This window comes from Halomonas sp. KM-1 (assembly GCF_000246875.1).
Classification (GTDB): Bacteria; Pseudomonadota; Gammaproteobacteria; order Pseudomonadales; family Halomonadaceae; genus Halomonas; species Halomonas aerodenitrificans.
On record NZ_BAEU01000061.1, the window covers coordinates 19,269 to 39,795 of the forward strand.

At 64.7% G+C, this 20,527-nt stretch carries 19 protein-coding genes; 9 read left to right on the forward strand and 10 right to left on the reverse strand.

What is annotated here, in order from left to right:
* Positions 1 to 38: 38 nt before the first annotated feature.
* The 6 genes from B8115_RS06375 to B8115_RS06400 all read left to right on the forward strand — a co-directional run bounded on the left by B8115_RS06375 (position 39) and on the right by B8115_RS06400 (position 6,353).
* Positions 39 to 1,514: an NAD-dependent succinate-semialdehyde dehydrogenase gene (locus tag B8115_RS06375; RefSeq protein WP_010626933.1), complete on the forward strand. Its 1,476-nt coding sequence runs from the start codon at positions 39 to 41 to the stop codon at positions 1,512 to 1,514.
* 32 nt (positions 1,515 to 1,546) lie between these two features.
* Positions 1,547 to 2,368, forward strand: coding sequence for a 4-hydroxy-2-oxoheptanedioate aldolase (hpaI, locus tag B8115_RS06380; protein ID WP_010626934.1), 822 nt, complete (start codon positions 1,547 to 1,549; stop codon positions 2,366 to 2,368).
* Between the two features lie 86 nt (positions 2,369 to 2,454).
* Positions 2,455 to 3,402 carry a tripartite tricarboxylate transporter substrate binding protein gene (locus B8115_RS06385; RefSeq protein WP_010626935.1) on the forward strand — a complete coding sequence of 316 codons (948 nt, stop codon included), beginning with the start codon at positions 2,455 to 2,457 and terminating at the stop codon, positions 3,400 to 3,402.
* 63 nt (positions 3,403 to 3,465) lie between these two features.
* Positions 3,466 to 3,942 carry a tripartite tricarboxylate transporter TctB family protein gene (locus B8115_RS06390; protein WP_010626936.1) on the forward strand — a complete coding sequence of 159 codons (477 nt, stop codon included), beginning with the start codon at positions 3,466 to 3,468 and terminating at the stop codon, positions 3,940 to 3,942.
* Between the two features lie 12 nt (positions 3,943 to 3,954).
* Entirely contained in the window at positions 3,955 to 5,457 is a 1,503-nt protein-coding gene (locus B8115_RS06395; RefSeq protein WP_010626937.1) for a tripartite tricarboxylate transporter permease, read from the forward strand.
* A 137-nt stretch (positions 5,458 to 5,594) separates the two neighbouring features.
* A complete protein-coding gene (locus tag B8115_RS06400; protein ID WP_010626938.1) occupies positions 5,595 to 6,353 on the forward strand; it encodes a MauE/DoxX family redox-associated membrane protein in 759 nt (252 codons plus the stop codon).
* 1 nt (position 6,354) lies between these two features.
* On the opposite strand, the gene B8115_RS06405 is transcribed toward B8115_RS06400, so the two are convergent.
* The 3 genes from B8115_RS06405 to B8115_RS06415 form a co-directional block, all read right to left on the reverse strand.
* On the reverse strand, positions 6,355 to 7,629 hold the full coding sequence (locus B8115_RS06405) for a diguanylate cyclase (protein WP_234259986.1): 1,275 nt from the start codon (positions 7,627 to 7,629) through the stop codon (positions 6,355 to 6,357).
* Between the two features lie 81 nt (positions 7,630 to 7,710).
* Positions 7,711 to 8,280 (reverse strand): gamma-glutamylcyclotransferase, encoded by a 570-nt coding sequence (locus B8115_RS06410; RefSeq protein ID WP_010626940.1) that lies wholly within the window; start codon positions 8,278 to 8,280, stop codon positions 7,711 to 7,713.
* The gene (locus B8115_RS06415; protein WP_010626941.1) at positions 8,277 to 9,176 is read right to left on the reverse strand and encodes a DMT family transporter; all 900 of its coding nucleotides are present in this window, start codon (positions 9,174 to 9,176) and stop codon (positions 8,277 to 8,279) included. Before B8115_RS06415 ends, B8115_RS06410 begins: the two co-directional genes overlap by 4 nt.
* 196 nt (positions 9,177 to 9,372) lie before the next feature.
* Here B8115_RS06415 and B8115_RS06420 point away from each other — a divergent pair, with 196 nt between their 5' ends.
* Entirely contained in the window at positions 9,373 to 9,801 is a 429-nt protein-coding gene (locus B8115_RS06420; protein ID WP_141638535.1) for a hypothetical protein, read from the forward strand.
* Positions 9,802 to 9,889: 88 nt separating this feature from the next.
* On the opposite strand, the gene betT is transcribed toward B8115_RS06420, so the two are convergent.
* The 3 genes from betT to betC are packed head-to-tail and all read right to left on the reverse strand — an operon-like array spanning position 9,890 to position 15,155.
* Positions 9,890 to 11,944 (reverse strand): choline BCCT transporter BetT, encoded by a 2,055-nt coding sequence (gene betT / locus B8115_RS06425; RefSeq protein WP_010626943.1) that lies wholly within the window; start codon positions 11,942 to 11,944, stop codon positions 9,890 to 9,892.
* 11 nt (positions 11,945 to 11,955) lie between these two features.
* Positions 11,956 to 13,611, reverse strand: a complete 1,656-nt coding sequence (locus B8115_RS06430; protein ID WP_141638536.1) for a SulP family inorganic anion transporter — start codon at positions 13,609 to 13,611, stop codon at positions 11,956 to 11,958.
* Positions 13,612 to 13,613: 2 nt separating this feature from the next.
* Positions 13,614 to 15,155: a choline-sulfatase gene (gene betC, locus B8115_RS06435; protein ID WP_010626945.1), complete on the reverse strand. Its 1,542-nt coding sequence runs from the start codon at positions 15,153 to 15,155 to the stop codon at positions 13,614 to 13,616.
* A gap of 117 nt (positions 15,156 to 15,272) precedes the next feature.
* Here betC and B8115_RS06440 point away from each other — a divergent pair, with 117 nt between their 5' ends.
* Positions 15,273 to 16,184, forward strand: a complete 912-nt coding sequence (locus B8115_RS06440; RefSeq protein WP_010626946.1) for a LysR substrate-binding domain-containing protein — start codon at positions 15,273 to 15,275, stop codon at positions 16,182 to 16,184.
* Between the two features lie 70 nt (positions 16,185 to 16,254).
* Here B8115_RS06440 and B8115_RS06445 read toward each other — a convergent pair whose 3' ends face one another.
* Positions 16,255 to 16,506: a hypothetical protein gene (locus B8115_RS06445; protein WP_010626947.1), complete on the reverse strand. Its 252-nt coding sequence runs from the start codon at positions 16,504 to 16,506 to the stop codon at positions 16,255 to 16,257.
* 306 nt (positions 16,507 to 16,812) lie between these two features.
* Between B8115_RS06445 and B8115_RS06450 the strand changes: the two genes are divergently transcribed.
* A complete protein-coding gene (locus B8115_RS06450; RefSeq protein ID WP_010626948.1) occupies positions 16,813 to 18,417 on the forward strand; it encodes a BCCT family transporter in 1,605 nt (534 codons plus the stop codon).
* 84 nt (positions 18,418 to 18,501) lie between these two features.
* On the opposite strand, the gene B8115_RS06455 is transcribed toward B8115_RS06450, so the two are convergent.
* The 3 genes from B8115_RS06455 to B8115_RS23240 form a co-directional block, all read right to left on the reverse strand.
* Positions 18,502 to 18,903: a heme-binding protein gene (locus B8115_RS06455; RefSeq protein WP_010626949.1), complete on the reverse strand. Its 402-nt coding sequence runs from the start codon at positions 18,901 to 18,903 to the stop codon at positions 18,502 to 18,504.
* A gap of 201 nt (positions 18,904 to 19,104) precedes the next feature.
* Positions 19,105 to 20,352, reverse strand: coding sequence for a glycolate oxidase subunit GlcF (gene glcF, locus B8115_RS06460; RefSeq protein ID WP_010626950.1), 1,248 nt, complete (start codon positions 20,350 to 20,352; stop codon positions 19,105 to 19,107).
* Between the two features lie 18 nt (positions 20,353 to 20,370).
* On the reverse strand, positions 20,371 to 20,527 hold a 157-nt coding region (locus tag B8115_RS23240; RefSeq protein WP_010626951.1), incomplete at its 5' end, for an FAD-linked oxidase C-terminal domain-containing protein.

Sequence of the window (20,527 nt, forward strand, 5' to 3'; positions counted from 1 at the left end):
GCCAACAGAGCGTTAGCCCACAGAGAGGAAGCGTGACAATGACCCTGACGCTGGAACGAGGTGACCTGATTCAGTCCCGCAACTACATTGCCGGGTACTGGTGCGACGCCGCCGACGGGGCGCGCTTGGCGATCTCGAATCCGGCCGACATGCAGCCGATCACCGAGGTGCCGGACAGCGGTGCCGAGGAGGCACGGGCAGCGGCCGATGCCGCCCACCACGCCTTTGCCGGCTGGCGTGCGACGCCGGCCAAGCGGCGTGGCGAGCTGCTCAAGCGCTGGCACACCCTGGTGATGGCCCATCAGCAGGATCTGGGACGCCTGATATCACTGGAGCAGGGCAAGCCCCTCGCCGAGGGTCAGGGTGAGGTGGGCTATGCGGCCAGCTACATTGAGTGGTTCGCCGAGGAGGCGCCACGCATTGCCGGCGAGGTGATTGCGCCGCCGGTCGCCGGGCGACGCATGCTGGCCGTCAAGGAGCCGGTTGGCGTGGTGGCAGTGGTGACGCCCTGGAACTTTCCGGCGGCGATGATCGCGCGCAAGATCGCGCCGGCTTTGGCGGCAGGCTGCACGGTGGTGGCCAAGCCCGCCGAGGATACCCCGCTGACCTCGCTGGCGCTGGTGCGCCTGGCCGAAGAGGCCGGTATTCCGCCTGGGGTGATCAATATCGTCTGCGCCTCGCGTGGGCGCACACCCGAGGTGGTCGACGCCTGGCTCGAGGATGCCCGGGTGCGCAAGATCAGCTTCACCGGCTCCACCCCGGTGGGCAAGCATCTGGCCCGAGCATCGGCCGATACGCTCAAGAAACTCTCGCTGGAGCTTGGCGGCAATGCCCCCTTCATCGTCTTCGAGGATGCCGATCTCGACGCCGCCGTGGAGGGCCTGATGGCCGCCAAGTTCCGCAATGGCGGCCAGACCTGCGTCTGCCCCAATCGCGTCTATGTACAGGAGAAGGTATTCGACGCCTTCGCCGAAAAGCTGGTCGCGCGGGTTGCCGCCTTGCGGGTGGGGCCGGCAAGTGACCCCGACTGTCAGATCGGACCGATGATCAACGCCCGTGCCGTGGACAAGATCCTCGCGCATATCGACGATGCCGTGACCCGGGGGGCAAGAGTGCTGGTGGGGAGCGAGCGGGTGCGCACCGACCTGGGCCCGAATTACGTGGCACCGACGCTGCTTGGCGACGTCACGTCCGACGCGCAGCTGTGCCATGAGGAGACCTTCGGGCCGCTGGTGCCGCTGCTGCGCTTCGCCACGGAAGAGCAAGCGGTGGCGGCCGCCAATGCCACGCCGTTCGGGCTTGCCAGTTACTTCTATTCGGAAAACGTCAGCCGAATCTGGCGCGTCGCCGATGCGCTGGAGGCCGGCATCGTCGGCATCAACGAGGGCGCCGTGGCGTCCGAAGCGGCGCCCTTCGGCGGCATCAAGGAGTCGGGCTACGGACGTGAAGGCTCGGTCCATGGCCTCGAGGACTATCAGCACATCAAGTACCTCTGCCAGGGCAATTTGCGCTGAGAAGAGGCATGACAACAACAACCGGAGCAGCCATGAACGTATCCAGTAACCGCGGTCCTGCAGCGGGTAACCCGTTCAAGCAGGCCTTGGCCGAGGGCAGAGCCCAGGTCGGGCTATGGCTATCGATGGGTGATGCCTACAGTGCCGAGCTGTGCGCCACGGCGGGCTTCGACTGGCTGCTGATCGACAACGAACACGCGCCCAACGATGTGCGCAGCACGCTCGCCCAGCTGCAAGCGGTAGCCGCCTATGGCGGTCACCCCGTGGTGCGTGCGCTGCAGGGTGAAGCCGCGGCGATCAAGCAACTGCTCGATATCGGCGCCCAGACCCTGCTGATACCCATGGTCGATACCCCGCAGCAGGCAGCCGCCATGGTCGCCGCGACGCGCTATCCCCCTGAGGGCATTCGCGGCGTCGGCGCGGGGGTCGCCAGGGTATCGCGCTGGAATGGCCGCCCTGACTACGTGCAATACGCCAACGATGAAGCCTGCCTGCTGGTGCAGGCCGAGACGACCATCGCACTCGATAATCTCGAGGCGATCTGTGCGGTGGAGGGCGTGGATGGCGTATTCATCGGCCCGGCAGACCTGGCGGCTTCGATGGGGCACCTCGGCAACCCCGGCCATCCCAAAGTACAGGCGGCCATCGAGGCGGCGATTCACACCATTGTGGCTTGCGGCAAGGCCGCCGGTACCTTGACCAGTGACGTTGACCAGGCCAGGCGTTTCCTCGAACTGGGCGCGACCTTCGTGGCGGTCGGACTGGACGTTACGCTGCTGGCTCAGGCGGTTCGTCAGCGCGCTGCGGACTTCGGCCTGAACAGGGGAGCGCAATCGACAAAAGGTCATTACTGACCCGACGGGTAGAGCAGAATCCTGACCGCTGACAGAGCGGCCATGGCTTGATTAGATGATTAGAATAACTCAAAGGAGAAAACGCCATGACTCACAACACCACCAAACTCTCGGTACTCATCGCTGGCGTGATGGCTGCAGGCATCGCTGCCGCGGATTATCCCACCAAGACCATCACCATGGTAATCCCCTATGGCGCCGGCGGTGGTACCGACGTACTGGCAAGAACGCTGCAGCCGGCTCTCGAAGAGGCGCTGGGGCAAACCATCGTGGTCTCCAACGTGCCGGGGGGCGGCGGTATTCTCGGCTTTACCCAGGTGGCCAACGCCAAGCCCGACGGCTACACGGTGACCATCCCCAACAACGTGATCTTCGCCACCGAAGGTATGGGCAATGCCACCTATACCTACTCGGACTTCGATTACCTCGGCAACGTCATGAGCGAGGACTACGTCGTGGCGGTGCGTGCCGATGGTCCCTGGGATAGCTGGGAAGCGCTGGTCGAAGACATGCAGGCCAATCCCGGGACGGTGAGCTTCGGCTTCTCCGGCGCAGGCGGTTCGACCCACGTCGCCAGCGAGATCCTGGCCGATATGGTGGGTTACCGGGCTCGCCAGATCCCCCATGATGGCTCCTCCGATGCGGTGGCCGCGGCCATGGGGGGACACATCGATGCGTTGATGCTCAACCTGGCCGACCTCGCTTCCGGCCTGCGCTCTGGTCGGCTGATACCGCTGGTCAGCCTCGGCGATGATCGCCTGCAAGATTACCCGGACGTTCCCACCCTCAGCGAGCTGGGTTATGAGCTGAGCCTGACCAACTGGCGCGGAATCGCCGCTCCAGCAGGAGTCGATGAAGAGGTCAAGGCCGCCTGGGCAGAAGCCCTGGAAGCTGCAACCCGCGATGCCAAGGTGCAGGAGGCGATTGCTAACCAGGGCGCCGAAGTGGACTTCATGCCCCCCGGCGAGGCGCTGGACGCACGCATGGCGGAACTCGCCGAGTCCTTCATCCGCACCGCCCAGCGACTCAAGTAGTGATGACCGTGGTCAGGCCTCTGACATGGGGCCTGATCCGCTGCTGATAACGGGGAGTCCGCCATGACGCGAGTGACTGAGAAGCAGCTTTTTTATCTCCTGCTGATCCTGGGGGCCGGCTACTTTCTCCACCTGGCAAGTTCGATCCCGACGATGATGCGGGTGGTCGGCGACCCGGGACCGGGGTTCCTCCCTTTTTGGGTCAGCGCCATCATCATGCTGCTGGTGGGTTACCTGCTGGTGGTGGAAACCCTGGTCAAGCGAGAGCCCGACGGCGGTGTTAGGCTCGAGCGCCGTGAAGCCGTCACGCTGTTGGTGACACTGGCCGCGATCGTGCTCTACCTGATCATGCTGACGTTCATCGGCTTCTTCGTCAGCACCCTGGTGTTTCTGGGCGTCTTTCGCCTGCTCGTCGACAAGTTTCTCAACGATGCCTGGCCCACACGTCGCTCGCTGCTGGCTTCAGGGCTTTTCGCAGTGGTCGCGACCAGTGCCATCTATGTGGTGTTTTCCGTGCTTTTCGGACTATCCATGCCCTGAGGGGGAGTCGTCATGTTTGCCCATTTCGCCGAGGCGGCGACACTGTTCGCCAACGGCTATATCTTCCTGGCGATTGCTGCCGGCACGGTGCTTGGCCTGATCTTCGGCTCGCTGCCGGGATTGACCGCCACCATGGGGATCGCCCTGCTGCTGCCGCTGACCTTTGGCATGGAGCCGGTGACCGGCATGGGCATGTTGCTCGGGGTCTACTGCGGCGCCATCTCCGGGGGCTCGATTCCCGCTGCGCTGCTCAATATCCCCGGTACGCCCTCGTCGGTGGCGACTACCCTGGATGCCTTTCCCATGGCGCGCAACGGCGAGCCGGGTCGTGCACTTGGGCTGTGTATCGTGGCCTCCATGATCGGTGGCATGATCAGCGTGCTGATCTTCGCTTTCATGTCGCCGTTGATCGCCGAGGCGGCGCTGCGCTTCAGCGCTATCGAGTACGCTACGTTGGGCTTGTTCGGCTTGACGATCATTGCCTCGGTGTCCGATAAGTCGCTGATCAAGGGTATCGTGGCGGGCCTGATCGGCGTGCTGATTTCATTGATCGGCATCGACTCGCTGACTGGGGTAGTGCGGCTGACGGCGGGCATCCCTGCCCTGATAGGCGGGGTAGATTTCATGGCGGCGCTGATCGGTCTTTTTGCGCTGTCGCAGATCATTACCGATACCACTACGTCACGCGCCGATCAGGTGAGCGAGGGGCGGGTGCGCGTCAACAACGCCTATCCACGCTTTCGCGAGACGTTCAGGCGTTGGAAGATCTGGTCGAGCAGCTCACTGATCGGTTCGCTGGTCGGGGCGATTCCCGGAGCCGGTGGCAGCATCGCCTCCTTTTTGGCTTATGACCAGGCCAAGCGGATTTCGCGCACGCCTGAGAAGTTCGGCAAGGGACACGATGAGGGCATCATCTCCTGCGAATCGGCCAACAACGGTATGACCGGCGGCGCCCTGATTCCGATGATGACGCTGGGGATTCCCGGGGACGCCTCGGCGGCGATCCTGATGGGCGGGCTCCTGATCCATGGGCTGCAGCCGGGCCCGATGCTGTTCGATGAGCAGGCCAATATTGCCTACGGCATCATCATCGCCTTTCTCGTCGCCAACATTTTCATGTTCAGCTTCCAGTCGGTGGGCATCAAGCTCTTTGTCAGGGTGCTACAGATACCGCGAACTTACCTGCTGCCGTTCATCATGGTGATGTGCATACTCGGCGCATACGGCATTACCGGTAGCCTGACCTCGGCCTGGATACTGCTGTTCTTCGGCATCTTCGGCTACTTCCTCAACCGCCACGGCTTCAGCGCCGCCCCGGTGGTGCTGGGAATGATCCTGGGCTACATGGTCGAGTCCAACTTCCGGCGCGGCATGACCATGCACGACGGAGATTGGAGCGTCTTCTTCACCCGGCCGATCAGCCTGGCCTTCATTTTGCTCTCTGTACTGGCTATTGCGCTGCCGTTGTATCGACATCACCGGAGCAGAAGAGCACGCAAGTATGTCAACCCGTGATGGAAGCCGGTGGCTTTTCCCATGATTGGGACGACGAGGAGCGCAGCGTTAGTCATTGTTGCAGATCACAGAGCGGGATTCGCTGACGTTCTCATTGACTACCCTTGGGATGAATGCATGACCCAAGGAGAGATGTCATGGCTCACGGACAGCCAGTGGGGCAGGCCAAGCTATACCGCATGGTCATGGAAGAGCACCTGTGCCCCTTCGGCCTGAAGAGCAAGGACCTGCTGGAGCGCAAAGGTTTCGAGGTCGAGGATCATCATCTGACCACGCGGGAGGAGACGGAGGCGTTCAAGGAAGAGCATGGGGTCGATACGACGCCTCAGGCCTTCATCGATGGCCGGCGTATCGGTGGCTACGACGCGCTGCGCGAGCATTTCGGCCTGACCACACCGGGGGATGACGCAACCAGCTACCAGCCGGTGATCGCCCTGTTCGCCACGGCGCTGCTGATGGGGTTTGCCGTGAGCTGGACTGCGACAGGCTCGCTGGTGAGCGCCAGGATGCCGGAGTACTTCGTGGCCATTGCCATGACCCTGCTGGGGCTGCAGAAGCTCAAGGATGTGGAGAGCTTCAGCACCATGTTCCTCAACTACGACCTGTTGGCGCAGCGTCAGGTGCGCTATGGCTACGTCTACCCCTATGCCGAGACGCTGGCAGGCATCCTGATGCTGGCCGGCGCCCTGGTATGGCTGGCCGCCCCCGTCGCGCTGTTCATCGGTACGGTAGGTGCCGTCTCGGTGTTCAAGGCGGTCTACATCGACAAGCGCGAACTCAAGTGCGCCTGCGTGGGTGGCGACAGCAAGGTGCCGCTGGGCTTCGTGTCGCTGACCGAAAACCTGATCATGATCGGCATGGGGCTATGGATGCCGCTACGCATGTACGTTCTGTAGCTCACCGTTTCGTCTCGCCATCGGATGACGCAAGGCCAGTGGCATGGGGAGTGTCCCGGTGCGCCTGTGCCGAGGACTGGCCCTCCTGCAACTGCGCCAATACGCAGCGGTTGCGCCCCTCGCGCTTGGCTTGGTAAAGCGCCTCGTCGGCCTGCAACAGCAGCAGCGAGGGTGGAAGGGCCGTGTTGGGACGAGTCACGGCAACACCGATGCTGATCGTGACCACTGGTGAGTGAGACACACCTGCGTTGGGTATGGCCAGCGCTTCGATGCCCTGGCGAATGCGCTCGGCGGCCTGAAAGGCCGAAGACGCCGAGGCGTTGGGCATCAGCACCACGAACTCCTCGCCGCCATAGCGCACCACCAGGTCGAGCTCGTGACGCACGTGGTGCTGTATTTCCTGCGCAACCCGGCGCAGACAGACGTCACCCTCGAGATGGCCATAGCGGTCGTTGTAGTTCTTGAAGCAGTCGATATCGAGTACCAGCAGGCCGAGCATCGTTCGCTCGGCAATGGCCTCGTGCCAGCGTTGGGTCATTACCTCATCCAAATGGCGACGGTTGGCCACGCCAGTCAGAGGGTCGGTGGTCGAGATCTTCGTCAGGACCTGATTGGACTGCAGCGTGGCTTCGTTGCCGAGCCGTTCCCGCAAGAGCAGCAGATAGGCCTGGCGCTCGCTGGCCTCCAGTCGGTAGTTGGCCAGCAGCGTGAAGATGGCACTCGAGGTGAAGACGACCAGTGTATTGATCTTTACGGCACTGTCGGTGTGTTCATAAGGAATCACGAAGCTCGTCATGATCACGGCACAGAGCAACGATGAGGCCAGGGCGAAGCCGAAGCGCAGTGAGAGAACGATATTGCCTACCAGCAGAATCAAGCCGAACGAGAAAGTGTCGAGAAACGAGTGGGGCGAGTCCGAGAGGTAGAAGTTCGCACTGGAGAGCAGCATGGCGATGACGATGGTGGCCGCCATGGTCGCTTCGCGCAGAGTCGGCGATATCCCACGGTAGATGACATAGAGGGCTGCAAGGCCCAGAGGCGTCATCAGGCCGAAACGAATCCCGGCGGAGATCAGCAGGGATTCGGGCCTGATGACATAGTCGTTGAAGATGTACAGGTTGTAGATGACCAGGGCCACGATGCCGGCGATCAGCAGGTGGCGGCTGCGCCGGGTGGCGGTATCGGCCTCGAAGCGGGCCTCAACCGCAGAACTGAAGCGCAGGCGATACCAGGGCCTGCTCAGGTCTGCCTCTACCGCACTCAAGGTTTCTTTCACGGCCGGTCCCCCGTCGCTGGCACCGTTCTCGATCATGGTGCTCTGAAGGAATATCGGCCGCGCGTTACCTAACTTGACTTTTTATGCTTCTCTTATGCCTCTTACCCGAGTCGCCAGCCCGAAGACATGCCGGTCCTCGGCGCCGAGCTGTTCCAGTGCGTCGGCCAAGTGCAGGAGGTAGTCGCGGTTGGCGCCGCTGGGGCCGTGAGCGGCGGCGATCTGGCGAGCCATCTCGTCGAGCGGTGCGGCGCCGAGAAAGGCGGCGTTGTCCGCCGTGGCAAGATAGATCAGCCCCTCGGCATGGTCGCCCTCGGCGAAATGCAGCGTCACCCGTTCACGCAGGTAGCCGTTCTTCTCGCGTACGTCGAGCGGGCCCAGCACGTCGGCGTCGATACGATAGGCCATGCCTTGGCAGAGCGCGCCGGGGGATTCGATCAGCGTTGCCACGCGCCCCGGCGCCCCCGGCGTGCCACGGTGATCGTGGGAGCCCTGCCAGAAGCGCCGCGCCCAGCCTTCGATATGGGCGGGACGGCGCTCGTGGAAAGGAAACTCGGCCTTCCAGATCAGAGAGCCGTAGCCGAACAGCCACAACGTCTGGTCGTTCGCGAAGAAGTTCCTTTCCCGATTGAGTGAAGTGGTATCGACGGTCATATGTTGCGCGTGGCTCTGCGTACGAGCGGCTGGGTCAGGGTCTGGGCCATGAGCACACCGGCCAGCACCAGCACACCACCGACCAGATGGAACAGGGCGATGCGTTCGCCCAGGTAGGCCATGGCGATCAGCGCGCTGAACAGCGGCATCAGATTGATGAAGATGCTGGCCTGGCTGGCGCCGATCTGGCGGATGGCGCGCATCCACAGATAGGTGGTGACGATGGAGGCGGGGATGCCGGCGTACAGGATCAGCCACACGTTGTGGCCATCCACCGGGGTCATCGGCCCCATCAGGTAGGGCGGCAGCAGGAACAGCACGGCGAACACCACCTGAGCGTAGAGCAGCACCCAGGGCGGCAGGTCCAGCGGCCAGCGCTTGAGCATCACACCGTAGAGGGCGTAGCAGGTCGCTGCGACCACCATCAGCAGGTCGCCGAGCGCTACCTCCAGCTCCAGCAGCGAGAGCGGGTCGCCGCGACCGAGCAGCACCAGCACGCCGAACAGGGCGACGAGCCCGCCGACGGTGCCGCCGAGGCTGGGTGCTTCACGCAGGATCAGTGCGCTGAGCAGCACCGTGAGCAGCGGCACCATGGCGGCCAGGATGCCCATGTTGGTGGCCGAGGTGGTTTCGGCGGCCACGTAGGCCAGCCCCTGCCACAGCCCCATGCCGAGCAGGCCCAGGGTGGCGAGCTTGGCCCATTCGCGGCGGATGGTCTGGCGGTGGCGCCAGGCGGCCGGCAGCAGGAAGGGCGTGAGCACCAGCAGCGCCAACACCCAGCGCAGGAAGGCGATGCTGCTGGGGGCGATGGCGCCTACGGTGAGCTGATTGATGGTCATGTTGCCCGACCAGATCAGCACGGCACCCAGCGGGGGCAGGAGATAGAGCAGCGGCATGGTGCCTCTCGACATGGTGTGGCCCCGCTGTGCCGGGGCTTGCGAAAGCCACATGATATCGGTCTGGTGCCTGGGTGCAAATCATGAGGAAGCTAACCGCTTGTCTGGCGTCGGGCTGGCGCTCGCTGGGCTTGGTCTACCCTGATAGGGCGAGTCATGCCAACACACACACACAACGCTAACGTCGAGGTGAATCATGGAGCATCGACACTACGGATGGATGGCACTGTGTGCCGCACTGGGTCTGATCGTCTTCGCCGGCCACGTGCAGGCCGAATCCCACGGCGACGATCCCGCCCTCGAGGATGCCGTCGCCTATGCGGGCCGCTGGGCGACCGATCCGGCCCTGTGTGCGCGAGACGAGGAGGAGGATCAAGCCATCACACTCGGCCCGTCGCATTTCGAGGGCAGTGGGGCCTCATGTGACATGGAGGTCTCGGAAGAGGGTGACAACGTCTGGGAGGCCCAGCTCGATTGCCCGTCCGATGACATGGCCACGGACGAACGGATCCGCATGTCGCTCGAAGCGGGAGACGAGGCGGAAGATGACGTGATGACGCTGACCTACCTGGACCGCGAGGACTTCGAGGTCACTGTGATGCGTTGCCCCGGGCCCGGCGAGTGACCAACGCCCACGCCATGCACGGAGCCGAACGCAGTGAGCCCCACCGAGGTGGGGCTCGTTTCGTCATGGCGTGGGGAAACCGGGCTGGCTAGCCAGCAGGCTCGGCCTGGGGCTGGGTATCTCCCGGGCTGGGTCTACTGGGGATGTTGGCCAGATACCCTTCTTCGCTGGCATGGGTCAGGAAGCGCAAGTGGCGCTGGTACTCGTTGAGTGCGTCGTGCACGACCTGGAGACGGGTATAGCCGTTGAGGTCCTGGCCCAGGCCACCCTCGGCCAGGTGAACGTCGAGTCGCAGGTAATAGTCGTCGTCCGCGGGCAGGAAGCTTGGCGGCCGCATGCGCTGCGGGCGTATCCCGTAGATGAAGCTGGGGGCACCTGCGAAGTCGACCTGCAGGGTGGGGCAGAGCAGTTGAGTGCCCTCCACCTGCCGCTCGGTAACGCTGGCCTGTTGGCCGCGGCGGTTGAGCTCCTCGGCCAGCTCGAGTAGCGCCGGACGAATGGCGTGGCGCAGCGTGGCCTCGGCGCCATTCTGCGTCGTGCCGTCCAGAGTGCGGTCGAGACGCTCGCGCCAATCGCTGTTGGCGGCGGCGCTAGCCACCACCTGGTGACGGACGTCGGCCTTGCCGGTTTCGACCTTCAGCGAGCGGTACATGCTGAACATGGTCAGGAAGATGATCGCCGAGAACGGCAGGGCGGCGATCACCACCGCGCTCTGCAGCGTGCGCAGGCCGCCGGCGAACAGCAGTGCCAGGGTGATCAGACCGATGATCGCCGACCAGAAGATGCGCAGCCGGGCGGGGGCGTCGTGGTTCACGTCGCGCAGCACGTAGGTGAAATTGGACAGCACCAGGGCGCCGGAGTCGGCCGAAGTGACGAAAAACACGATGCTTAGCATCAGCACCAGGGTGGCGGTGACGCCGACCATGGGCAGCTGCTCGAGGAAGGTGTAGATGGTGGCCGGGGGCCGGTTCACGGCCTGGTCGCCGAGTACCACCAAGCCCTGTTCGACCATGTCGATGCCGCTGTTGCCGAACACGGACATCATGATCATCACGAAGATGAGCGGGATGAACAGGGCGCCGGCGACGAACTCGCGAATGGTGCGACCGCGTGAGATGCGCGCCAGGAACAGGCCGACGAACGGTGCCCAGGCGATCCACCAGCCCCAGAAGAACACCGTCCAGCCGCTGAACCAGCCCTGCGCTTCGGGGGCATAGGCGTAGGTGTCGAAACTCTTGCCGGTCAGGGCCACCAGGTAGTCGCCGGTATTCATGACCAGGGCGTTGAGCAGCCGGAGCGTATCGCCCTGTAGCAGCACGAACAGCACCAGGCCTGCCACCAGCAGCAGGTTGAGCTCGGACAGCCGGCGGATGCCCCGTTTCACACCGCTCACCACCGACAGCGTGGCCAGGGTCACTACCAGCAGGATCAGCATGATCTGTGCGGGCAGCCCCTCGGGTATGCCGAACAGATAGGTCAGCCCGTAGTTCATCTGCATCACGCCGATGCCCAGTGCGGTGGCGATGCCGAACACCGTGGCCAGCACCGCGGCGATGTCCACGGCATCGCCAATGGGGCCGTAGATGCGTTTGCCCAGCAGGGGATAGAGCGTCGAGCGGATCGCCAGTGGCAGGCGGTGGCGGTAGCTGAAATAGGCCAGTGCCATGCCCATCAGCACGTAGAGCCCCCAGCCCGAGATGCCCCAGTGCATGAAGGTCTGCACGATGGCTTGCCGCTGGGCCTCGGCGGTACCGCCTTCGCCGAGGGGCGGATTCAGGTAGTGGGTCAGCGGTTCGGAGACCACGAAGAACAGGATGGCGCCGCCCAGGCCGGCGGCGAACAGCATCGCCGACCACGACAGCAGCGAGAACTCCGGGCGCGAGTGATCGGGCCCCAGGCGGATCTTGCCGAAGCGCGAGAAGCCGATCAGTACAACGAAGAGCAGATAGGCGACGACCGCCAGCATGTAGTACCAGCCGAAGGTGTTGCCGATCCAGTCCAGCCCGGCGTTGAAGAAGGCCGTTGCGTGGTCGGTGAAGGCGATGGCATAGATCAGAAAGAGTAGGATGCCGGCCACCGAGCCGTGGAACACGGCCGGGTTGAGTCGATTGACCGACTCGTTGTCGGGATGCGGGTGTGTCATGGGGGGAAGCCTCATATTGTTATTGCCATTGGCTTGTGGTGATTCCGATCGCCCTCGTCGGCGACGAGGCCGGCTCGTTGCAAGCGGGCCAGGACGTCGGGCTTGGTCCAGACCAGGTACAGCCTCCCGCCCCGAGCCCGGCAGCGGCGGGCCTGGCGCTGGAGCAGATGGATGCCGCTCAGGTCGATGAAGTTGATGCCCGCCGCCAGTACCACCAGGTTCGGCCGGTCGTGAGACTCGAGCTGCCGGGCAACCGACTCGCAGGCGCCGAAGAACAGCGAGCCGTCGATCCGCACGACGCTGCAGCCTGGCTCCGTCAGGGCCTGCTGAATCTCCGCAGGGGCTTGGGACAGTGCACATGCGACCACCGGCGGGCGGGTGGTCCGGCGCAGGTAGACGGCCAGCGAGGCCAGTACGCCGAAGTAGATGGCGAACTCCAGCGCCAGCAGCAGGGTGCTGAAAAAGGTGATCAGCAGGATGGCTGTTTCCGAGCGGCTGATCCTCAGGGTCTCGCGAATGCTGTGCCGGTCGACCAGCTTGGCGGCAACCAGCAGCAGCAAGCCGGCCATGGCCGACATCGGCACGTGGTGCAGCAGGGGGGCGGCAAGCAGCATCAGCGGTATCAGGAACGCCGCGGACAGCACGGCCGCCAGCGGTGAGCGGGCCCCGGCACTGGCGTTGAGCCCCGAGCGGGTGAACGAGCCCGACGAGACGTAGGCGGAGAAGAAGGCACCGCCGATGTTGGAGAGCCCCTGGCCGATGAATTCCCGGTTGCTGTCCAGTCGCTCTCCCGAGCGTGCGGCGAAGGCCCGCGCGATGGCGGCGGCTTCGACCAGACCCAGCAGCCCCAGGGCGATGGCGCCGGGCGTCAGCAGGCGCAGGGTGTCGGTGGAAACGTCGGGCAGCGAGAGCGGTGGCAGGCCTGCCGGCACCTCGGCGATACGCAGGATCTCGCTGTGCGTCGGGTCTAGCCAGGCGGCCAGCAGCGACGCCGCCACCAGCGCCAGCAGCATGCCCGGCCAACGTGGCAGCCAGCGCTGGAACGCCAGGCAGAGGGTGAGTGTGAAGGCGGCGATCAGCACGGCATCGAGGCGGATATCGCCGAGCCGGGCGAACAGCTGGGGCCAGATGTCGATGAAGCCGCTGCCTGCCAGAGGGGCCAGCCCCAGCGCATGGGGGAGCTGGCTGGTGGCGATGATCAGTGCAGCCCCGGCGGTGAACCCCGTCACCACCGAATGCGAGACGAGATCGACCAGCACGCCCAGCCGGGCCAGCCCCAGCAGCAGTTGGAAGACCCCGGCCAGCAAGGTCAGGGTCAGCACCAGGGCGATGAACTCGCCGCTTCCCGCCTCGGCGAAGGGCTGCAGGGTGGCGAACAGCGCGATCGACAGGGCCGCCGTCGGTCCGCTGACCATCTGCCGCGAGGAGCCGAACAGGGCCGCCAGTATCGCCGGGACGATGGCGGTATACAGGCCGTACTCGGGCGGCAGCCCGGCGAGCAGGGCATAGGCCACCCCCTGGGGCACGACCAGCACCGCGCCGGTCAAGCCGGCGACGGCATCGGCGCGCAGCGAGCGTGACGTCTGCTGCGGCAGCCAACCGAGAAACGGCAGCCAGCGCTCGAGTCTCGCCGGCTGCCGGCGAACGTCGGTCGCGGTTTCCATCATGGCTATTCGACGCTGGCGGCCGGGAAGCGCGCGCGCCGCTCGAGATCGTCCAGATCGATGGTGTTGCGCATGTACTGGGTGCTGGCGTCAAACGTCGGCTGGTGATCCCAAGGCGTGACCTTGCCCTTCATCAGCGCACGGGAGACCAGCTTGCGCCGCCGTTGGCTGGCGATCACTTCAGCGTGCAGGCGTGCATAGTCCCAGCGGCGGGTGACCTCGTCGCGGAACTGCTTGCACAGGTCCAGGTAGGCAGGTTCCTGCGCCAGGTTGTGGAGCTCCAGCGGGTCGGCCTCGAGGTCGAACAGCTGGTCCGGATCCGGCGCGCTGTGCACGAACTTGTAGCGCCCGCGGCGGATCATCAGCAGCGGCGCGATGGCGCCTTCGCCGAGGTATTCGCCGATCACTTCGTCGTGGCCGCCACTGCCGGTCAGGTGCGGCAGCAGGCTGCGGCCATCGATGGCTACGGCGTATTCCGGCGCGATGCCGCCATTGGCGAGTTCGGCAAAGGTCGGCAGCAGGTCCATGGTGGAAACCGACTCACGCACCCGACCCGGGGCGAAGCGGCCCGGGGCGTGGACGATCATCGGCACCCTGGCCGAGCCCTCGAACCAGCTCATCTTGTACCACAGGCCGCGCTCGCCGAGCATGTCGCCGTGATCGCCGGAGAAGACGACGATGGTGTCGTCGTCGAGTCCGGTCTCCTCCAGCACCTTCAGCACGGCGCCGATCTGGTCGTCGACATAGCTGATCGCCCCGTAATAGGCGTGGCGCGCGTTGCGGATCTGCGCCTCGCTGAGGGTCTCTTCGTCGAGCTGATAGACGTGGCGCAGGCGCCGGGAGTGCGGATCCATCAGCTCGCGCGAGTAGGGCACGCGCGGCATGTCGATGGCGTCGTGGTCGTAACGGTCCCAATACTCCTGCGGGATGGTGTAGGGGTCGTGGGGATGGGTCAGCGACACGGTCAGGCAGAAGGGGCGCCGTTCGCCGCCACCCACTGCACTGTCGCGGGCATGGTCATAGAGGAAGCGCTTGGCGCGGAAGACCACCTCGTCGTCGAAATCGAGCTGGTTGGAGCGCACGCAGGGGCCGGCCTGGGTCACCGAGGACATGTTGTGGTAGTAGCTCGGGCGCTCGTCGAAATTTTCCCAGTCGACGAACCAGCCGAAGTCCGCCGGGTAGATGTCGGTGGTCATGCGCTCCTCGAAGCCGTGGAGCTGGTCGGGGCCGCAGAAGTGCATCTTGCCCGACAGGGCGGTGAGGTAGCCGGCATCGCGCAGGTAGTGGGCGTAGGTGGGGATGTCGGCGGCAAAGTCGGCGGCATTGTCGTAGGCGCCGATGCGCGACGGCAGCTGGCCGGCCATCAGCGTGAAGCGCGAGGGGGCGCACAGCGGGCTGTTGCAGTAGGCCGAGTCGAATACCACACCTTGTGCCGCCAGGCGTGACAGATGCGGTGTCTTGACCAGTGGATGGCCATAGACGGGCAGCGCCGAGGCCGTCATTTGATCGGCCATCAGGAACAGGATGTTGGGTCGCTTGTCGGTCATGGGGCTTCTCTCAGGAGGGCAGACGCTTGTGTAGTAACTGGCTTTTACGACAGTGTCCCTGCTAATCTCAACACCTGTAAACTCGCTAAATTTTTATGGAAAACATTAGGTCAGCTAATGTCGTGGATGGCTAGATCGGCGTCGCTCAACAACCTGCGGGTGTTCGAGACGGCGGCTCGGCACCTGAGTTTCACTGCGGCGGCGCGCGAGCTGCGCTCGACGCAGTCGGCGGTCAGTCAGCAGGTTCGCGCGCTCGAAGAGCAACTGGGTCTGCCCTTGTTCGAGCGGATCTACCGGGGCGTGAAGTTGACCGAGGCGGGACATGCGTTGTTCGTCAGCGTGCAGGAGAGCTTTGCCGGCATCGATCGCACCATCGAGCGCCTGCAGCACAAGCATCGCCACCCTCACGTCAATATCCTGACGGACTTCTCCTTCGCCGCGTATTGGCTGATGCCGCGACTGCCGAGCTTCCGTGAGCGCTATCCGCACGTGGACGTGCGCATCGTGACCAACCAGGGCGTGCTCGACTGGCGCACCCAGGAGGTGGACGTCGCCATCGTGTTCTGCGACGAACGGGTGCTCGCCGGCGGCGTTCCGCTGCTGTTCCACGAAGACGTCTTTCCGGTCTGCAGCCCCGGTTTCCTGCAGCAGCATGGGCCGATCGAGAGCATCGAGGCGCTCAGCCGAGCGCCGCTGTTGACCCTGACCGCCGACCAGGGCCAGCGCTGGATGGACTGGCCGAGCTACTTCCGGCAGCTGGGCGGCATCGCCTATCACGAGTCGTCGGAGCTGACGTTCAACAACTACACGCTGCTGATTCAGGCGGCGATCGCCGGGCAGGGCATCGCCATGGGCTGGAGCGGCCTGGTCGACGATCTGCTGGATAAAGGCATGCTGATTGGCCTGAGCGACATGAGGCTGCGCTCGGCACGCGGTTATGGCGTGGTCGATGCGCGCCCGGATGTACCGGGTGAGGCGAAGCGGGCGCTGTGGGAGTGGATCCTGGAGTGCGCCGCGCCGCAGGGGTAGACCTGCAGGCGACGTCGGAGTGGTGTGGCGGTAGGTGTCGGGCGCCGAGAAGAGGCGCCCGGCACGGAGCTCAGACGCCGAGGATCTCTTTGGCCTCGTTCAAGACATCGACGGATTGGTCGTGTTCGCCGTCGTTATGGTACTGCTCGCCCTGGGCGCGCAGCTCGTGTACGCGCTCCAGTTCGTCCTCGCTCAGTTGGGCGACCTTCTCCTCGTCCTGCAGCGCTTCATCGATCTCGGACATCAGCGCAGGACACATGTGTGCCCAGGCGGGTAACGCAAAGGCTAGCAGTACCATGGCGGCAAAGAGCTTCTTGATCATGGTGGGGTCCTCCCGTTGGGCGCAGCCCAGTCATTGCCATTCGGCCGGCCCTGCAATTTGTCGATATCCCGCTATCGTACGGTCGCCACTCAGGCCGGTGGCGCACCGTGTTCTGGTCTGGCGCTGTCAGTATAGATGGCCGTTGCGCTTCCTACCGAGATGATGAAATGGGGCATGGGGCAATTGACGGGAGCTTGTGACAGGAGGGTGGGGTTCATAGGGTGTATAATAAATTCTTATTTATTTTAGATAGAAGAGAAGAATATCGTTATGGGTAGTCCAGGGGATCCAGCATCGACCAGCGACATGCACACGGATTACACCGTGGGCCAGGACAACATCGAGGGGCGGCTGGGACCTATCGGCTTCGACATCCACAATCGGGTCTTCGCCGTCTCGGCGCTCGCCTCGGTCGTCTTCATCATCCTTACCCTGCTGTTCCCGGAAAGGGCGGGCGCCATCTTCCAGACCATCGTCGGCTTCGCCACCGGCAGCCTCGACTGGTACTTCATGCTGGTGGTGGATTTCTTCATCCTGTTCTGTATCGCACTCGTCCTGCTCCCCTACGGCTCGGTGCGCCTGGGTGGGCCCGATGCCCGTCCGGATTACGGCTATCTCTCCTGGTTCGCGATGCTGTTTTCCGCCGGCATCGGCATCGGCCTGCTGTTCTTCGGCGTGCTGGAGCCGGTCTATCACGCCAACGTCTCCTTGCCGTTGGGCATCGCCTCGCCATTCGGGGCCGACGGCGAACTCGACCCCGCAGCCATCGGCGAGGCGACGGCCTTGGGCCTGGCCGGCACCTACCTGCACTGGGGCATACACGGCTGGGCGGTCTATGTGGTGATGGCGTTGGCACTGGCCATCTTCAGCTACAACAAGGGCTTGCCGTTCTCCATCCGCTCGGCCTTCTTCCCGATCCTCGGCGAGCGGGTGTGGGGCTGGTGGGGGCACGTGATCGACATCCTGGCGGTGTTCTCCACCCTGTTCGGCCTGGCCACCTCACTGGGGCTGGGCGCGCAGCAGGCCAACGCGGGGATGAATTTCGTCTTCGGGCTGGAGGTCAGCGCCACCGCCCAGGTGATCATCATCCTGCTGGTCACGGCGGTGGCGCTGGTGTCGGTATGGCGAGGGTTGGAGGGCGGCGTGAAGAAGCTCTCCGAGTTCAACATGGCCATGGCGGTGCTGTTCTTCTTCTTCGTGCTGCTGGCCGGCCCGACGCTGGTGGCCCTGAGCGGTTTCTGGACGGGTCTTGCGACCTACGTGACGGAGTTCGTGCCGCTGTCGGCTCCCTTCGGCCGCGAGGACGATGCCTATCGTCAGGACTGGACGATCTTCTACTGGGCCTGGTGGGTGAGCTGGGCGCCGTTCGTGGGCATGTTCATCGCCCGGGTCTCGCGCGGGCGCACGGTACGCGAGTTCGTGATCTGCGTGCTGCTGATCCCCAGCCTGTTCATCTTCATCTGGATGGGGGTGTTCGGCAGCGTCGCTCTCGACCAGCTCTATGCCGCGCCGGAGACCAGCCTGGTCAAGGAGTACGTGATCGACAGCTACCGCCCCGAGCTGTCGCTGTTCGGCATGCTCAACGAGCTGCCGCTGACCGCGCTGATGTCGACCGTCGGTATCGTGCTGGCCTTGATCTTCTTCGTCACCTCGTCGGATTCCGGCTCGCTGGTGATCGATACCATTACCGCCGGCGGCAAGATCGATGCGCCCCGGCCGCAGCGGATGTTCTGGGCCGTGGTGGAGGGGCTGGTCGCCATCGTGCTGCTGCTCGGCGGCGGTCTTGCCGCGCTGCAGGCGGGGGTGACGGCCACGGCGATCCCGTTCTCCATCGTGATGCTGCTGATGTGTTACACCATCATCAAGGCGTTGAACGGCGAGCTGCGCCACCGGCACCCCGGCAAGGCGTGATCGGGCGCTACGGTTGCGCATGAAAAAGGCCGGCCGCGGTACCCTGTATAGGCAGGGAGCGCGGCCGGCCTTTTCGGTTTCGCCTCAGGCGACGGCGGCGATGCCGGCCTTGGCGACCTGTACGTCCTGGTCGGGCTTGACGCCGGAAACGCCCACGGTACCGGCCATCTGGCCCTCGACCATCACCGGCACGCCGCCGGCGAGCAGGCCCTGCATCGGCGCGGAGAGGAAGGCGTTACGCCCGCCGTTGATCATGTCCTCGAAGGCCTGGGTCTCGCGGGCGCCGAGCGCCGAGCTGCGGGCCTTCTGGGTGGCGATGTCGGGGGTCATGGCCGGGGCGCCGTCGAGGCGGCGCAGGCCGAGCAGGTGACCGCCGTCGTCGGCCACGGCAATGGTCACCTTCCAGCCATTGGCTTCCGCTTCTTGCTGAGCGGCATCGAGGATGGCGTTGACGTCGTTCAGGGTGAGTACGGGTTTGGTCTTCATGGGGCTCTCCTTTTGAAATAAAGAACATTGGCGATGCGGAGCTAGTTGCTCTCCCGGTGAAGCACGGGGCTGTTCCGGCGACAGGCCTGCGAGGAGGCGCTGTGAACCCATCCCTGGGCGCTACCGATGCCATCCATGGCATCGGACCTCCTCTTCGGCCTGTCCCCGGCGCCCCTCGCCTTGGGCGACTATTCGCAGAGGCTAGCTGCTTACGGGCGTTGGCAGAGCCTCATCGACAATCTCTATCCAATGCCTAACCGGCGTGCGCCCCGCGCCGTTGAGGTGCGTCTGGCAGCCGATGTTGGCGGTCACGATGGTTTCCGGGTTGCCCGCCTCGAGGGCGTTGAGCTTGTTGTCGCGCAACTGGGTGGCCAGCTCCGGCTGGGTGATCGAGTAGGTGCCCGCCGAGCCGCAGCAGAGGTGGGCGTCCTGGACCGGAGTGAGGCTGAAGCCGAGCTTGACCAGCACGCTCTCCACCGCGCCGCCGAGTTTCTGGGCATGCTGCAGGGTGCAGGGGCAGTGGAAGGCCAGCCGGCGGCCCTCGTTGACCTGGAGGCTCGTCAGCTCTTCGTCGCGTAGCACCTCGACCAGGTCCTTGGCCAGTTCGCTCACGCGCTTGGCCTTGGCGGCGTAGGCGGGGTCGTCCTTGAGAATGTCGCGGTACTCCTTGACGAAGGCGCCGCAGCCGCTGGCGGTCTGTACGATGGCTTCACAGCCGGCCTCGATATGCGGCCACCAGGCGTCTATGTTGGCCCGCGCGCGGGCGCGGCCGTCGTCCTGGGCGTTGAGGTGGAAGTCGACGGCGCCGCAGCAGCCCGCTTCGGCCACCGGTGTGAGGCCGATGCCCAGACGGTCGAGCACCCGCGCGGTGGCGGCGTTGGTGTTGGGCGAGAGCCCCGGCTGCACGCAGCCTTCGAGGATCAGCATCTGACGTGCGTGGCGCTTGTGGTCGGGGCGCGTGCCGGCATCCACCGGTTTGGGCGGCAGCTTGTCCTTGAGCTTGCCGGGTACCAGCGGCTTGAAGGTCTGGCCCAGCTTGAGTAGGGCCTGGAAGCGCTTGGGCTCCACCAGGGCCTTGCGCAGGGCGTAGCGCTGGGCACGCTCGGCGGTGCTGCGCGGCACCCGGCGCTCGATCTCGGCGCGGCCGATGTCGAGCAGCTTGTGGTACTCCACGCCGGAGGGGCAGGTGGTTTCGCAGTTGCGGCAGGTCAGGCAGCGGTCCAGGTGCAGGCGGGTCTGCTCGGTGACGTTTTCGCTGTCATCCGGGTTTTCCAGCATCTGCTTCATCAGGTAGATACGCCCACGCGGCCCGTCGCGCTCGTCGCCCAGCAGCTGGTAGGTGGGGCAGGTGGCGTTGCAGAAGCCGCAGTGCACGCAGCTGCGCAGGACGCGGTCGGCCTCCTGAATGTGCGGCTGCTTGAGGGCTTCCTCGGTGAAATGCGTCTGCATGTCTCGTTCCTGTACGTCTCAGAGCGCCGCGTAGAGCCGGCCGGGATTGAAGATGCCCTTGGGGTCGAGCTGAGCCTTGAGGTTGCGGTGGTATTTCATCAGTACCTCGGGCAGCGGCGTGAAGGGCTCCACGTCGGCCGGGCGCGGGCCATAGCAGGTGGCGTGGCCGCCGGCG